We start from the raw sequence: 14,644 nt of genomic DNA, 5'->3' as shown, positions 1-14,644 counted from the left end.
TTCAAACGTATTATAAACTATTTTAAATAAAATAAAACTATTTTTCCCTTATCTTCTAATAAATACTAGCAAAAAATAGTTAAAGCTAAAAAGCAGTAGTTAATATTTTTGGTTCTACAATATTAACTACTGCTATTCTATTAATTTTATTATTTTAGCGGGATGAGATTACATCATTCCACCCATTCCGGCTCCCGGTTGAGGTGCTGAATTTTGGTTAGCATTTGGCTCTGGCTTATCAGCAACTACTGCTTCAGTAGTTAATAACAATGCAGATACAGATGCGGCGTTTTGAAGAGCAGAACGGGTAACCTTAGTTGGGTCAACAATTCCGGCCTTAACCATATCTTCAAACTTACCGTCAGCAGCATTGTAACCAATTCCTGGCTTTTCGCTCTTCAATTGGTTAACAATGACTGAGCCTTCAACACCGGCGTTTTCAGCGATTTGACGAACAGGTGCTTCCAAAGCGTTCTTAACAATGTTAACACCAGTAGCTTCGTCACCGGTTGCCTTAATTTCATCCAATGCTGGAAGAACGTTTACGAGGGCAGTACCACCACCAGGGACGAATCCTTCTTGAACAGCGGCACGGGTAGCATTCAAGGCATCTTCAATCCGGTACTTCTTTTCCTTCAGTTCGGTTTCAGTTGCGGCACCAACCTTAACAACTGCAACACCACCGGAAAGCTTTGCAAGACGTTCTTGAAGCTTTTCCTTATCGAAGTCAGAAGTTGCCTTACTGATAGCTTGCTTGATTTGGTCAACCCGTTCAGCAATAGCTTCCTTGGATCCCTTACCATCAACAATGGTGGTGTTATCCTTGGTAACCGTTACCTTGTTAGCTTGGCCAAGTTGATCAACAGTAGCGTCCTTCAAGCTCATTCCTAAGTCATCAGAAATTACAGTACCACCAGTTAATACAGCGATATCTTGTAATTGAGCCTTCCGCCGGTCACCAAAGCCAGGTGCCTTAACAGCAACAACGTTGAAGGTACCACGAATCTTGTTCAAAACAAGAGTTGGCAATGCTTCACCAGTAATGTCATCAGCGATGATTAAGAGTGAACGGCCTTCTTGAACAACTGATTGAAGTAATGGCAAAATGTCTTGGATGTTACTAATCTTCTTATCAGTAATCAAAATGTATGGGTTGTCAAGGTCAGCTTCCATCTTGTCGTTATCAGTTACCATGTATTGTGACATGTAACCACGATCGAAGCTCATCCCTTCAACAACGTCAACGCTGGTTTCAACACCACGGGAGTCTTCGATAGTAATAACACCATCGTTACCAACCTTTTCCATTGCGTCGGCAATCAACTTACCAACTTCTGGGTTAGCAGCTGAAATTGAAGCAATTTGTGCAATGTCATCCTTAGTCTTAACTTCGTGTGACATCTTCTTTAATGCTTCAACAGCAGCTTCAGTGGCCTTATCAATCCCGCGACGAATACCAACTGGGTTAGCACCAGAAGTAACGTTCTTCATTCCGGCATTAACAATTGCTTGGGTCAAAACAGTAGCAGTAGTAGTACCGTCACCAGCAATGTCATTAGTCTTAGAAGCAACTTCTGAAACTAACTTAGCACCCATGTTTTCGAATGGGTTTTCCAATTCAATGCTCTTAGCGATTGTAACACCATCGTTAGTAATGGTTGGGTTACCATAGCTTTGTTCAAGGACAACGTTACGTCCCTTTGGTCCCATAGTGGTCTTAACTGTATCAGCTAACTTATCAACACCGCTAAGCATTGCACTCCGTGCGTCTTCGGAAAACTTAATTTCTTTTGCCATATTTTATTCACCTCAAATTTAAAATCAATACTATCATTACCAAAGTCTCGTTAACTATTCAACGATAGCTACAAGATCCTTTTCATGAACAACGAGGTACTTTTCACCGTCATATTCAACTTCATTTCCAGCATACTTATCAAAGAGGACCCGATCGCCTTCCTTAACAGCTGGTGCAAGCTTCTCACCATTATCTAAAGTCCGACCAGCACCTACAGCAATTACCTTACCGGTTGTTGGCTTTTCCTTAACGTTTGAAGCAAGAACAATGCCACCGACAGTCTTTTCTTCTTCTGTTTCTGCTTTGAGAAGAACACGATCTCCTAATGGTTTTAACACGTTAATCCCTCCAAATTGATAAATCTCATAGTTAAAAATTAGCACTCTCACATTCCAAGTGCTAATTACATTTTCTACTATAACATTTCTGTGACCGATTGCAACAAATATGTTTGGTAAGTGGATAAATAAAAAGAAGCCGAGAAAAAACAAAATGTTTTTTCTCGACCTCAAACTATTACTAATAGTCTCTGAACTTATAAAGTCTAATCGCGGAAATTAGTTTAATTTACTTTTCTTCTTTATCCTGATTGTTTTCAGCGTAGTTCTTAATAAAGTAGATCAGGGTTTGGAGTTCGTTTGTTAAATCAATGTTCTGAACTTGAACATTCTTCGGAACAGAAAGACGAACCGGAGTAAAGTTCAAAATTCCCTTAACGCCAACGCTAACTAACTGATCCGCAACCTTTTGGGAAGTTGAACTTGGAACAGTAAGGATTACGGCATCAATTTGTTGTTCCTTAATCTGCTTTTGCATTTCACTAGCTGGATAGATTGGAATCCCGCTCTTAACGGTGTTAGCTAATTCAGGCTTAGTATCAAATGCTGCACTAATCCGCAAGTTAGTATCTTGGTGGAAGTTGTAATTAAGGAGGGCACTTCCTAATGAACCAACCCCAACAAGGGCAACATTAGTTAGAGTATCCTGGTTCAAAATTCCCTTAAAGAAGTTCAGCAGGCTTTCAACATCATAACCGTAACCCCGCTTCCCCAATTCACCAAAGTATGAAAAGTCACGACGAATTGTGGCAGAGTCAACCTGAACTGCTTCAGAAAGTTCAGTTGATGAAACACGCCGCTTATTTGCACTTAATAATACACTAAGGTAACGGTAATAAATTGGTAATCGCTTTGCCGTTGCCTTAGGGATTTTCTTAGTAGCCATTTTCTACTATTCCTCCTGCAATTTTAGTTTTATTTAACATTAGTGAGCTTATATTCTTGGCTCAATTTTGTCAGCTTGTGAAATTCAATTCTCCTATTATTCTAGCAATAAACTCTTTAATTGTGAACACTTAAACAAAATTCTTTTTAAAACTTTTTTCGTTTGAGCGGTGCTGAACGTTATCTATCTCTTGACCTTTGTGAAATCAGGATTAACCAGCGTATAATAGAAGAGTATAATTTTTAAGAACGAGGTAAACAAAAAAATGATTCTTTTGCAAGCCAATAATGTCATGCGTCGCTTTGGCGCTGACGTCCTTTTTCACGACGTCAACTTACAAATTCAAGAACACGGGCGAACTGCCCTTGTTGGTCGAAATGGGGCCGGGAAAACGACCCTGTTAAAAATGATCGCAGGAATAACTAGTCCGGACGAAGGAACAATTGCTAAAAGCAAGGATCTTACTATCGGTTACTTAGCCCAGGATCAAGGTCTGGATAGTCAAAGCACGATTTGGGCTGAGCTTGATCTGGTGTTTGCTCCCCTCCACAAGATGGAAAAGCAAATCCACCAATTAGAAGACCAGCTAGCCTCACTTGATCCCTCTACAAAGGACTTTCAGCTAACGACGGAAAAGTATTCACAGCTCCAGGCCGACTTTAAAAAGCGTGGGGGCTACGAATATGAGTCCCGAATGCGGGGGATCCTCAAGGGCTTTGGTTTTGAAGAAGAAGATTATCAAACCGCTATTAATTCACTTTCTGGTGGACAAAAAACTAAACTAGCATTGGCAAAGATCCTTCTTCAATCCCCGGATCTACTAATTCTTGATGAACCGACAAACCACCTGGACATGAACGTCCTTGCGTGGCTCGAAGACTACCTTAAGAGTTACCAAGGTGCCCTCCTTGTCGTTTCCCACGACCGGTACTTCCTTGATAGGGTGGTTTCCGATATTTACGATCTTGATAATCACACCCTTCGTCACTATACCGGAAACTACACCCAGTTTATGGAGCATAAGCAAGAATGGTTAACTGCTGAATGGAAACATTATGAACAACAGCAAAAGAAGATCAGTAAGCTTGAGGACTTTGTTAACCGGAATATCGTCCGTGCTTCAACCACTAAACGAGCCCAAGCGCGGCGAAAACAATTAGAAAAGATGGAACGGCTTGAACGGCCAGAAACCGATGATAAGTCCATCCACTTCCATTTTCACAGCGAAAAGGATAGCGGAAACGAAGTCCTTGATGTTGAGCAAGCTGTCGTTGGTTACAATGACCAAAAACTTGCTGGCCCATTATCGTTCACGGTGCGTAAACCCCAACGAATTGGGATCATTGGCCCTAACGGAATTGGAAAGTCAACCCTATTGAAATCAATTCTTGACCGGATCCCATTAGTTAGTGGCAATATCAAGTTGGGTGCTAACCTTCAGATCGGTTACTATGATCAGGAACAGCAACAACTTCATCCTGAAAAATCAGTCTTAAACGAAGTCTGGGACGATCACCCGAACATCCCAGAAAAAGATATCCGCTCCCTCCTAGGAAGTTTTCTCTTTGTTGGTGACGATGTTTACAAGTTAGTTCATGATCTTTCTGGTGGTGAAAAAGCCCGGCTTGAATTAACCAAGCTCTCCTTCAAGCCGATTAACTTTTTGATTCTTGATGAACCTACAAACCACTTGGATATTGATAGTCGAGAAGTCTTGGAGAACGCGATCAATGAGTTTACCGGAACGGTGCTTTTTATCTCCCACGACCGGTATTTCATTAACCAAGTTGCCACTGATGTTCTCGACATGAGTGCTACTGGGATTAAGCATTATGAAGGAAACTATGATGACTACCTTGAAGCCGTGAATAAGGAAAAAGCTGCTAATGCTAATCAGGTTGAAATTCAGGCTTCAACATCCAAGCCTAAGAAATCGAGTGCCCAACAATCTTACCAGCAAAGCAAGGAAACGCAGCGTGCTCGGCGTAAACTCCAACGACAGGTTGATAAACTGGAAGAAAAAATGACCGCCTTGGAAGAAAAACAAGAAGCGATCAAAGAACAGATGAGTCAACCAGAAATTGCTACTGATATCGGCAAGCTTTCGGATCTACAAAAACAACTAGATGAGTTCACCGCTCAATCTGAAGATGTCGAATTAGAATGGACAAGTGCCGCGGAAGAACTGGAAAAGTTCGATCAAGAAAACAGTTGACTTTTAATTGAGAAAAAAGTAAACTTCAAACAAATGATCCAAGTAGGACAGTCAAGAGAATGGTGGTCACCAGCTGTAAGCCACCAACAAAGTTCCGAATCCTAATCATTATTTAAATAACATGTAAATAATATTTTGTAAAAGAGTAAAGCATGTCTTTGAACGAGGATGGTAACGCCGTAACTGGTGCCTCGACTTAGGCATGCTTTTTGTCTAGAAGGGATGGTTAAAATGGGAAGTCAACATCAGCGAATCGTTGTTAAGGTCGGGACGAGTAGTCTTATCTACCCCAATGGCCAGGTTAACCTGCGGACAATTGATCGCCTTGCTTATACCCTTGCAACATTAAATCACCAGGGATATGAAATGGTCCTAGTGTCTTCCGGTGCGATTGGTGTCGGTCTTGCTAGTCTTGGTCTGACAAAGCGTCCAGCAGAAATTGCTCAACAACAAGCACTCGCTTCAATTGGTCAAACTGAACTCATGCGGATTTATTCCCAACGTTTCTTGGATTACCAAACTAAGGTTGCACAAATCCTGTTAACTCGTGATGTGCTGGAATACCCTGTTAGCCGCCAACATACCCTCAATACAATTGAAACCCTACTCGGTGATTCAGTTGTCCCGATCATTAATGAAAACGACCCCGTTTCCGTTGATGAGCTGGATCATCACACAACATTTAGCGATAATGACGAACTTTCTGCACAGGTTGCCACTAAGATTAAGGCAGACCTTTTAATCGTTCTTTCCGATATCGATGCCTTTTACGATCGGGATCCTCACAAATTTGCCGATGCCCAGCCTATCCGTCACGTTAAAGAAATGACACCCGAACTCGGAAAAGCCGCCAGTGGTACTAGTACCCAATTTGGTACCGGGGGAATGGTTACCAAACTCCGTGCCGCCGCTACCATCATGGAAGCTAACCAAAACATGATTCTTTGTAACGGCCAAGATCCCAAAATCATCTTCCAAATCCTCGATGGCCACAAAATAGGAACGAGGTTCGGAAAATAGAGTGCGAGCCAGCAGAGGACTTGCGGAAGGCTAGCAATTTCTCCTGACGAAGGCGTCCCGCGCCTAGGAAAGAGGTTGCTAGCTCTAGCAAGTCCCTGGTGAGCTCATTTCGACTATGTTGCCTAGAATCACCAACAATAATGAAGGAGGAACATTATGACAACACTTACTCAAATTGGTAAACAAGCTAAAGCAGCTGCCCGTAAATTAGCATCCCTTGATACCGCAACTAAAAATAAGGGATTGGTTTCTATGGCTGATGCATTAATCGCTAACCAACAGGTAATCCTTGCAGCAAACAAGCAAGACTTAGCCAACGCTAATGAAATGCCAAAAAAATTTCTTGACCGCTTAATGTTAAATGAACAGCGAATTATCGATATGGCAAATGGTCTTCGTTCAATCGCCCAACTTCCCGACCCAACTGCTGAGATTGATCGTGGGTGGATCAACGCTGATGGCCTGCAAATCATCCAACGACGGGTTCCCCTTGGCGTTATCGGAATTATCTTTGAGGCTCGGCCAAACGTTACTGCTGACGCTACCGGATTAACTTTTAAGAGTGGCAATGCAGTAATCCTTCGTGGAGGTAAAGAGGCCCTTCAAACCAACTTAGCGATCGCTAAGATCCTTCGTGACGCTCTTGCCCAAATCGATCTTCCTGCAGACGCTGTTCAAATGGTTTCAGATCCAAGCCATGAAAGTGCCCAAGAAATGATGAATTTAACCGGGTATATTGACGTCCTGATCCCTCGTGGTGGTCGTGGCCTAATTCAACGGGTTGTTAAGACTGCTACTGTTCCAGTAATTGAAACCGGTGCTGGTAACTGCCACGTTTATGTTGATCGTGATGCCAAGCTTGATATGGCAACTGCCATTACCGTGAATGCCAAAGTTCAGCGGCCATCTGTCTGCAACGCAGCAGAAAAGCTCCTCATCCACCGTCAAGTAGCGCCAACCTTTCTTCCCGTAATCGCAAAGGCATTAATTGAACACGGTGTCCAGCTCCGTGGCGATGAAGCTGCATGTCAAATCGTTCCAGAAATTAACCCAGCTACAAAAGAGGACTGGGATACCGAATACAACGATCTCATCATGGCAGTTAAAGTTGTCGATAGTCTTGACGAAGCAATTACCCATATTAATGATCACAGTACCCACCACTCCGAAACGATCATTACTGATAATCTAGAACGGAGTCGGCAATTCCAAGAACAAATCGACTCAGCCTGTGTTTACGTCAATGCTTCTACCCGTTTTACCGATGGCGGAATGTTTGGCTTTGGTGCCGAAATTGGAATTAGTACCCAAAAGCTCCATGCTCGTGGACCTATGGGATTAAGTCAATTAACAACTATTAAGTACGAAATCACTGGTAACGGTCAAATTAGGAAGTAAAAATAAATAAGACTATGACATAAATTATCTACACAGTTAAAAATACTACAGCGCAGTACACAAAGGGGCTCTAGCGTTCGGAAAATCCGAACGTTAGAGCCCTCTTTGTGCTTGCGGCGGTTCCCAGAGGCTAGCTTCGCGTCGAACAACGAACTAGCAAGCTAGTTCTGTTTCACTCCCATTTTTTATTACTTTTTCTCCGAGTACATCAATCCCGGTTCTGCATTTAAATCTAACTTAGCGCGATCACCATGTTCGTAATCCATATAACCAGCAGCACCAATCATTGCAGCATTATCACCACATAACCTTAATGGTGCCTGAAGCATCGTAACATCTGGATGATACTTTTGCATATCATGATCTAATCGTGAACGAAGGCCATGGTTTGCGGCAACTCCACCGGCCAATATCAGTTGTTTTACCGGGTATTGATCGAGAGCCCGCATTGTCTTTTCAGCCAATACGTCAACAACGCTTTGTTGGAAACTGGCTGCCAAATCATACTTATTAAGCTTTTCTCCTCGTTGATCGGCATTGTGAACGGTATTGATAAAGGCACTCTTAAGACCACTAAAACTGAAATCGAAGTTATCTTCCTTTTCCATTGCCCGTGGGAAGTGGAAGGTATCCTTTCCTTTAGCTGCCCATTCATCGATCGTCTTTCCGGCAGGATAATTGACTCCTAAAACCCGGCCGATCTTATCGTAAGCTTCCCCAGCTGCATCATCACGGGTTTCACCAATAATCTCAAATTCATGTTCAGACTTCATGTAAACCAATTCCGTATGACCACCAGAAACAAGAAGGGCCATTTGAGGATATTTGAATTTGCCAACATACCGAGCAGCATATAGGTGGCCAGTCATATGGTTGACCGGAATCAACGGCAAGTTGTGTGCCCAAGCAGTCGATTTTGCGGCAGTTACTCCGATTAAAAGAGAACCAACCAGTCCGGGACCATAAGTAACCGCAACTCCTGCAAGGTCATCGTAAGAAACATTTGCTTCGGCTAATGCCTGATCAGTACAGCGGGTAATCCATTCAATATGGTGCCGACTAGCAACTTCCGGAACAACTCCACCAAAGCGTTGATGACTATCAATCTGTGTTGCCACAATGTTTGACAAAATTTTAGTACCATTTTCAACGACCGCAACACTTGTTTCGTCACAGCTCGTTTCGAATGCCAGAATTAAGTTTTTCTCTGCCATAACTAAGTATTTTCTCCTCTATTCTACAATTTTACTTCCATCTCAACCGCATCTTCCCGATTATCAATATAATAGTGCGGCTTAATACTTGTTTGGGAAAAGCCAAGACGTTCGTATAGTTTTCGTGCTTTAAGGTTATGAATCCGGACTTCTAGCGTCATTTTCGGGTAACCGTGATGACTTGCGTAATCTTTTAAAAGCGTAATCATTTTTGAACCAAGCCCCCGATCTTGATAAGCCGGACTTACCCCAATATTAGTAATGTGGCTTTCGTGTTTATACCAATTAAATGAACAGCCGACATAAGCAACTACTCGACTATCGTAAGTTATAACCAGGTATAACCGATCGCGATCCCGTTCCAGTTCAATCTGAAAGCCACTAACACTCCATGGTGCAGTCCCGTAGATTAATTCTTCAATGTGGACAATTGCGGGAATATCCGTAAAGCGTGCCTGACGAATAATAAATTGTCGCCCATTAATTAGTAACGGTTGTTGGGTAAATTTTAACCGTTCTTCTCCCTGTTTGTGTTCAAGCCATGCTTTAAACTTCGCGAACATAGTTTTGCCTAGTTTCACCTGGATGAAGCTTTTGCCAGTTAGCTTCAGCTTCAGTAATTCGTAAGTAATGTGGAACCATTGAATCAATGTCAGTAACCGGTTGGGCGTCTTTTCCGGCAAGGGCAAGTTGGTATGTTGATGGGATGGCAAATGGCCGCGGTGCAAGCTGAACATTAGCAGGCATTTCTCCCATTGCCTTTTCAATTCGATCAGTTAAATGACCAACTAATAAAATTGGTTGGTCTAACTTGGCTAATTGAGCAAGAAGCTCCTTCATCGCTAAGTGCTGATCCGCAATCCGGTTAACTAACTTTCCATCTTGCCATTGGTAAGCACCAGCAAAAACGTTCCCCCGTCGTGCGTCAAAAAATGGCACAATCACTTCTTTAGTGGTGGGAACGATATTCCGTGCTAAGACTTCCAAACTTGATGCCCCAACCAGTTCCTTATTCATGGTATTGGCTAGGACCTTAGCAGTTGAAACCGCAATCCGAATTCCGGTATAAGAACCAGGACCCTGGGCAACCACAATTCGGTCAACATCTTCTGGCTGCCACTTTACTAGCTTAAACAACTTATCGATTACTGGCATTAAATAAATACTATGATTCCGCACCATATTTAAGGTTTCGGTTGCTAACAATTGATCATCTTCAACAACCGCAACACTCATTGGGTGGTTTGACGTATCGATGGCAAGTAATTTCATTTTCTCGATCATCCTTTCAATCATTTAACATCTTATCACACCAGGTATTTTTTGCATTAAATTAAGCCAAAATAAGAGTAACGTTTAGCTAAACTCCCCCTGCTAAACGCTACTCTTACTAAAGGTTTATTATTATGGAAATATGTTCTAATTCAAATAACTAGTCACGATCATCGTAGCCCTTTGGGTGGGTTGAATGCCACTTCCAAGCGGTAGCGATAATATCATGAACATCGTCATACTTTGGATCCCAACCAAGAACATTCCGGGCCTTATCACTAGCAGCAACTAATGAATCAGGGTCACCTGGACGTCGTGGAGCGATCTTTGCTGGAATTGGTTTACCTGTAACTTCACGGGCAGCTTCAAGCATTTGCTTGTTAGAGAACCCAGTTGAAGAACCTAAGTTAAAAGCATTACTTTCGTTTCCAGCTTCAAGGTACTTAATAGCCAAGATATGAGCATCAGCTAAGTCCATAACATGAACATAGTCACGAACGTTTGTCCCATCTGGAGTGTTGTAGTCGTCACCAAAGATGCTTAATTTATCCCGTTTACCTTGAGCAACTTGTAAGATAATCGGAACGAGGTGGGTTTCAGGACCATGGTCTTCACCAATAGTACCATCTGTCGCAGCACCAGCAACGTTGAAGTAACGAAGAGCAACAAACTTGATACCGTAAGCCTTGTCAGCCCAGTGCATCATCTTTTCCATCATTAACTTACTCAAGCCGTATGGGTTGATTGGGTTTTGTGGATCATTTTCCTTAATTGGCATATGTTCAGGGACACCATATGTAGCAGCGGTAGAACTAAAGACGATGTACTTGATGTTGTGATCACGCATTGCTTCAAGTAAGGTAATCATCCCACCAGTATTGTTGTCAAAGTACTTCAAAGGCTTACTCATTGATTCAGGAACAATTGAAAAGGCAGCAAAGTGGACAACTGCTTCAATATCCTCATTATCAAAGATCTTATCCAAAAACTTCCGGTCACGAATATCCCCTTCGTAGAATTTAGCCTTAGGGTTGATTGCGTCACGGTGACCTGTAGAAAGGTTATCAGCAACAACAACTTCTTGACCATGTTCAACTAAGTCTTTAACCATGTGTGAACCGATGTAACCGGCACCACCAGCAACTAAAATTGCCATGTTGTTTCCTCCTTATACGACAACATCTGCTAATACCAGACTGTCTATTAATTCCTTGTTCAAATATGATTGTAGCACTTTTATAATCGGCCGTTTAGTAAAATTAAGTAAAATTTTAGTAAATAATGTAATCACTTACAATGTAAATAGATTTTCTAAGCTTGTTTCGTGTTCTAGGTAGCGGAATAACAGACCTTCACGAAGGCCACTATTACTAAATTGGATCTGCTGAATTTGTTGTTGACGAATAATGCTCATCAACGGAAGCAATCCCCCAACAATTACATCGGCCCGTTCCTTATTCACGCCCCGAATCTTGGCCCGTTCACTCTTAGAACTCCTTAATAGTTGTTGCATAATGCCGGATGCTTCATCTGGAGTCATTGTTAAGCCATGGACTGGCGCAACCCGACTGGAATTTGCTGCTTGCTGCCAGCGGTAAACCTTAGCTAATACCCGGTTACAACCACCCAGAGCAACAATTTCACCATGACGGATCCGGTTGAGCCATAACTCCTTGTTTAAAACCTGGTCAACTTTAACGATTGCATTAAAGAGATCCGGTGCACTAATCTGATCGTCTAAATCATAACGTTGTGAAATTAGGACTGAACCAAGGGGGATACTGACAACTTCTTCAGCCTGACCATCCTTAACAAGGATAATCTCCATACTGGCCCCACCAGTATCCAGGATTGCTCCATCCTTAAGGGCGAGTGTCCGACTAACCCCAATATAGTCAAGGTAAGCTTCTTGTTCACCAGAAATCACGTGGATTACAAAACCAGTTTTCTTTTTAACTTCTTGTAAAAATTCAGCCTGGTTCTGAGCCTGGCGGACTGCGGCGGTTGCTACTGCCAAAATCTTAAGGTGTTTATATTGGTCACAGATTTGGCGAAATTCAGCAAGAGCTTTCAGCGTTCGTTTGATCGGTTCTGGTTGAAGAATCTTTTCCGGCCCCATATTCGATGACAAACGAACGTAACGCTTTTCATACTGCTCTGTCTGGTACGAACCATCAAGCTTGATTTGGTCAATCTTCAGTCGAACCGAATTTGAGCCAAGATCAATAATTGCTAGATATTGAGAATCCTTACTCATGATGCTTATCCCCCCGTGAGTCAAGATGCAAACTAGGAACGTGACGACTTAACGTTTCAAAGACATTTGAAAAGTGCCGCTTTGACTTTTCCTGGCGTTTTGTTTGCTTACTTTCAACCGTTGCTCGTTGAGCAAAGAATTCTTGAGCATTAAATGGTTCCTCACCATAGTTATCAATTCGTTCATAATGATCACCAACAAGTACCCGAGCCTTAACGTTGTCTTTCCACATATCATCAAGGATCGAGATTGCCTTGGCCTTCGTATCAGGCTGTTCAACAGGGAAAAGTTCTTCAACCCGCCGATTTAAGTTCCGGGTCATCATATCCGCGCTTGAAAGATAGATCTCCTCATTACCATTACCTTCAAAGTAGTAAATCCGCGAGTGCTCAAGGAAGCGCCCAACAATGGAATGAACCTCAATGTTTCCGTGAAGTTCTGGTAGATCATTTCGTAAGCAAGTAATCCCCCGAATAATCAATTGGATCTTAACACCCTTAGAAGCCGCTTCGTACAGGCGGGCAATAATTTGCTTATCGGACAGCGAATTCATCTTCATCCGAATTAATGCTGCGTTCCCACTTTCGGCAATTTTAATCTGTTGATCGATTTTTTGATTAATAAAATCACGAATACCGTTTGGTGAAACCCGTAACTTATTAAAGTATGATGGCCGAGCAAACCCAGATAACATGTTAAAGAGGTTTGTCATATCCATCCCAATTTCCTGATCACAGGTTAGGAGCCCCATGTCAGTATAGAAGTGAGCGGTCACATCATTGTAGTTTCCTGTTCCCAGGTGCATGTACCGACGAAGGCCATCCTCGTCGCGCCGGATTACCAGGGCAATCTTGCAGTGAGTTTTTAGACCAACTAATCCATAAATAACGTGACAGCCCATCTGTTCCAATCGTTGAGCCCAGCGAACATTATTTTGTTCATCAAACCGCGCCTTAACTTCAACCAGAACAGTAACCTGCTTACCACGTTGGGCAGCCATCCCCAAATACTTAATAATTGGTGAATTTCCGGATACCCGATAAAGGGTCATTTTAATAGCAAGGACTTCCGGATCAAGGGCTGCTTGGTGAATAAAGTTAACCACCGATTGAAAACTATCATACGGGTGTTGCATCAGGTAATCATGCTTCCGAATTGCGGCAAAAATGTTATGTTCCATGTCCAAGTCAGGATTTTGGTATGCATGAAATGGTGGGAAACGAAGAGCATTATGGCCATCAACCATGCCGGAAAGTTTCTTCAAGAATGTTAGATCCACTGGACCATTTACCCGGTAAATAGACCGTTCATTCACGTGAAGATTATCGACTAATTGATTTTCCAACCATTCATCAATTGAATTTTCTACTTCAAGCCGCATAACTTCACCATGTTCCCGTTCACGTAACTGGTGCTTAACAGCCCGAAGCAAGTCGGAAGTATCTTCTTCCGCAACATCCAAGTCCATGTCCCGCATTACCCGATAAGTTGCAGAAGCAAGGATTTGATAACCAGGAAATAGTTGACCTAAGAAGCGTTTAATGACCTCATCAATCAGGATAAAGTTATTTTCTCCTGGCAAACGAACTAACCGCTTGTAAATTGATGGAACACGGACAGTCGCAAACTTAATATCTGATTCGCGACTATCATCATGGGGCTCTAGCTGCCGACTCTTAATTTCCTGGTCCCCTTCAAGAATTTCTTGTTCCTGAACAGCTTTCTTTTGCTTTGGATCACGACGTAATTGGACCGCAATGTTAAGTGAGTTATTGGCAATAAACGGGAATGGCCGGGATGTATCATCTGCCATTGGAGTCAGCACCGGCATTAATTCATCACTAAAGTACCGCCGAATAAACTCTTTTTGTCGATCAGCCAAATCCGCCAAATGCATAATATTAATCTTTTGTTGTTTAAGGTCAGGGATAATCTGTTTGTTATAAACCCCATACCGTTTCTTAACCATTTCATGTTCTTTTTTGTTTACGGCCGTCAGCTGTTCTTCAGGCGTCATTCCGGATGCGTCGGTCGTTGTCACATTAGCCGCTGCTAGTTTATGAAGTGAGGCAACCCGGACCATGAAAAATTCGTCAACGTTACTTTGGGTAATTCCGAGAAAATTAGCTCGTTCAAGGAGCGGATTACTAGTATCCGTTGCTTCTTGGAGTACCCGTCCGTTAAAGTCAATCCAACTAAGTTCCCGATTAACATAATTTTGTGGTTTATAAAAATCTTTGTACATT

The 14,644-nt window shown here is 42.4% G+C and carries 12 protein-coding genes; 3 read left to right on the top strand and 9 right to left on the bottom strand.

Going from position 1 to position 14,644, the window contains the following annotated elements:
• Positions 1 to 168: 168 nt before the first annotated feature.
• From groL to NFR46_RS04710, 3 genes are all read right to left on the bottom strand, one after another.
• A complete protein-coding gene (gene groL, locus NFR46_RS04720; RefSeq protein WP_251575146.1) occupies positions 169 to 1,797 on the bottom strand; it encodes a chaperonin GroEL in 1,629 nt (542 codons plus the stop codon).
• Between the two features lie 54 nt (positions 1,798 to 1,851).
• On the bottom strand, positions 1,852 to 2,136 hold the full coding sequence (gene groES, locus NFR46_RS04715; protein WP_182581018.1) for a co-chaperone GroES: 285 nt from the start codon (positions 2,134 to 2,136) through the stop codon (positions 1,852 to 1,854).
• Positions 2,137 to 2,365: 229 nt separating this feature from the next.
• Entirely contained in the window at positions 2,366 to 3,022 is a 657-nt protein-coding gene (locus NFR46_RS04710; RefSeq protein ID WP_251575144.1) for a redox-sensing transcriptional repressor Rex, read from the bottom strand.
• A gap of 265 nt (positions 3,023 to 3,287) precedes the next feature.
• Here NFR46_RS04710 and NFR46_RS04705 point away from each other — a divergent pair, with 265 nt between their 5' ends.
• The 3 genes from NFR46_RS04705 to NFR46_RS04695 all read left to right on the top strand — a co-directional run bounded on the left by NFR46_RS04705 (position 3,288) and on the right by NFR46_RS04695 (position 7,655).
• Positions 3,288 to 5,237, top strand: coding sequence for an ABC-F family ATP-binding cassette domain-containing protein (locus NFR46_RS04705; RefSeq protein WP_251575141.1), 1,950 nt, complete (start codon positions 3,288 to 3,290; stop codon positions 5,235 to 5,237).
• A gap of 222 nt (positions 5,238 to 5,459) precedes the next feature.
• Positions 5,460 to 6,257: a glutamate 5-kinase gene (proB, locus tag NFR46_RS04700; RefSeq protein ID WP_420908582.1), complete on the top strand. Its 798-nt coding sequence runs from the start codon at positions 5,460 to 5,462 to the stop codon at positions 6,255 to 6,257.
• A 156-nt stretch (positions 6,258 to 6,413) separates the two neighbouring features.
• Complete coding sequence (locus NFR46_RS04695; protein ID WP_251575138.1) at positions 6,414 to 7,655, top strand: glutamate-5-semialdehyde dehydrogenase; 1,242 nt, start codon at positions 6,414 to 6,416, stop codon at positions 7,653 to 7,655.
• Between the two features lie 188 nt (positions 7,656 to 7,843).
• On the opposite strand, the gene tsaD is transcribed toward NFR46_RS04695, so the two are convergent.
• The 6 genes from tsaD to NFR46_RS04665 all read right to left on the bottom strand — a co-directional run bounded on the left by tsaD (position 7,844) and on the right by NFR46_RS04665 (position 14,643).
• A complete protein-coding gene (gene tsaD, locus NFR46_RS04690) occupies positions 7,844 to 8,869 on the bottom strand; it encodes a tRNA (adenosine(37)-N6)-threonylcarbamoyltransferase complex transferase subunit TsaD (RefSeq protein WP_251575135.1) in 1,026 nt (341 codons plus the stop codon).
• A gap of 23 nt (positions 8,870 to 8,892) precedes the next feature.
• Positions 8,893 to 9,450 carry a ribosomal protein S18-alanine N-acetyltransferase gene (gene rimI / locus NFR46_RS04685; RefSeq protein WP_251575134.1) on the bottom strand — a complete coding sequence of 186 codons (558 nt, stop codon included), beginning with the start codon at positions 9,448 to 9,450 and terminating at the stop codon, positions 8,893 to 8,895.
• Positions 9,416 to 10,141 carry a tRNA (adenosine(37)-N6)-threonylcarbamoyltransferase complex dimerization subunit type 1 TsaB gene (gene tsaB / locus NFR46_RS04680; RefSeq protein WP_251575132.1) on the bottom strand — a complete coding sequence of 242 codons (726 nt, stop codon included), beginning with the start codon at positions 10,139 to 10,141 and terminating at the stop codon, positions 9,416 to 9,418. Before tsaB ends, rimI begins: the two co-directional genes overlap by 35 nt.
• A 160-nt stretch (positions 10,142 to 10,301) precedes the next feature.
• Positions 10,302 to 11,297, bottom strand: coding sequence for a UDP-glucose 4-epimerase GalE (gene galE, locus NFR46_RS04675; RefSeq protein ID WP_251575130.1), 996 nt, complete (start codon positions 11,295 to 11,297; stop codon positions 10,302 to 10,304).
• A gap of 135 nt (positions 11,298 to 11,432) precedes the next feature.
• Positions 11,433 to 12,398: a Ppx/GppA family phosphatase gene (locus NFR46_RS04670; protein WP_251575129.1), complete on the bottom strand. Its 966-nt coding sequence runs from the start codon at positions 12,396 to 12,398 to the stop codon at positions 11,433 to 11,435.
• A complete protein-coding gene (locus NFR46_RS04665) occupies positions 12,391 to 14,643 on the bottom strand; it encodes an RNA degradosome polyphosphate kinase (RefSeq protein ID WP_251575127.1) in 2,253 nt (750 codons plus the stop codon). Before NFR46_RS04665 ends, NFR46_RS04670 begins: the two co-directional genes overlap by 8 nt.
• Position 14,644 lies beyond the last annotated feature (1 nt).

Source organism: Limosilactobacillus agrestimuris, assembly GCF_943193105.1.
Lineage (GTDB): Bacteria > Bacillota > Bacilli > Lactobacillales > Lactobacillaceae > Limosilactobacillus > Limosilactobacillus agrestimuris.
This window is presented reverse-complemented; position numbering and strand designations above follow the sequence as displayed.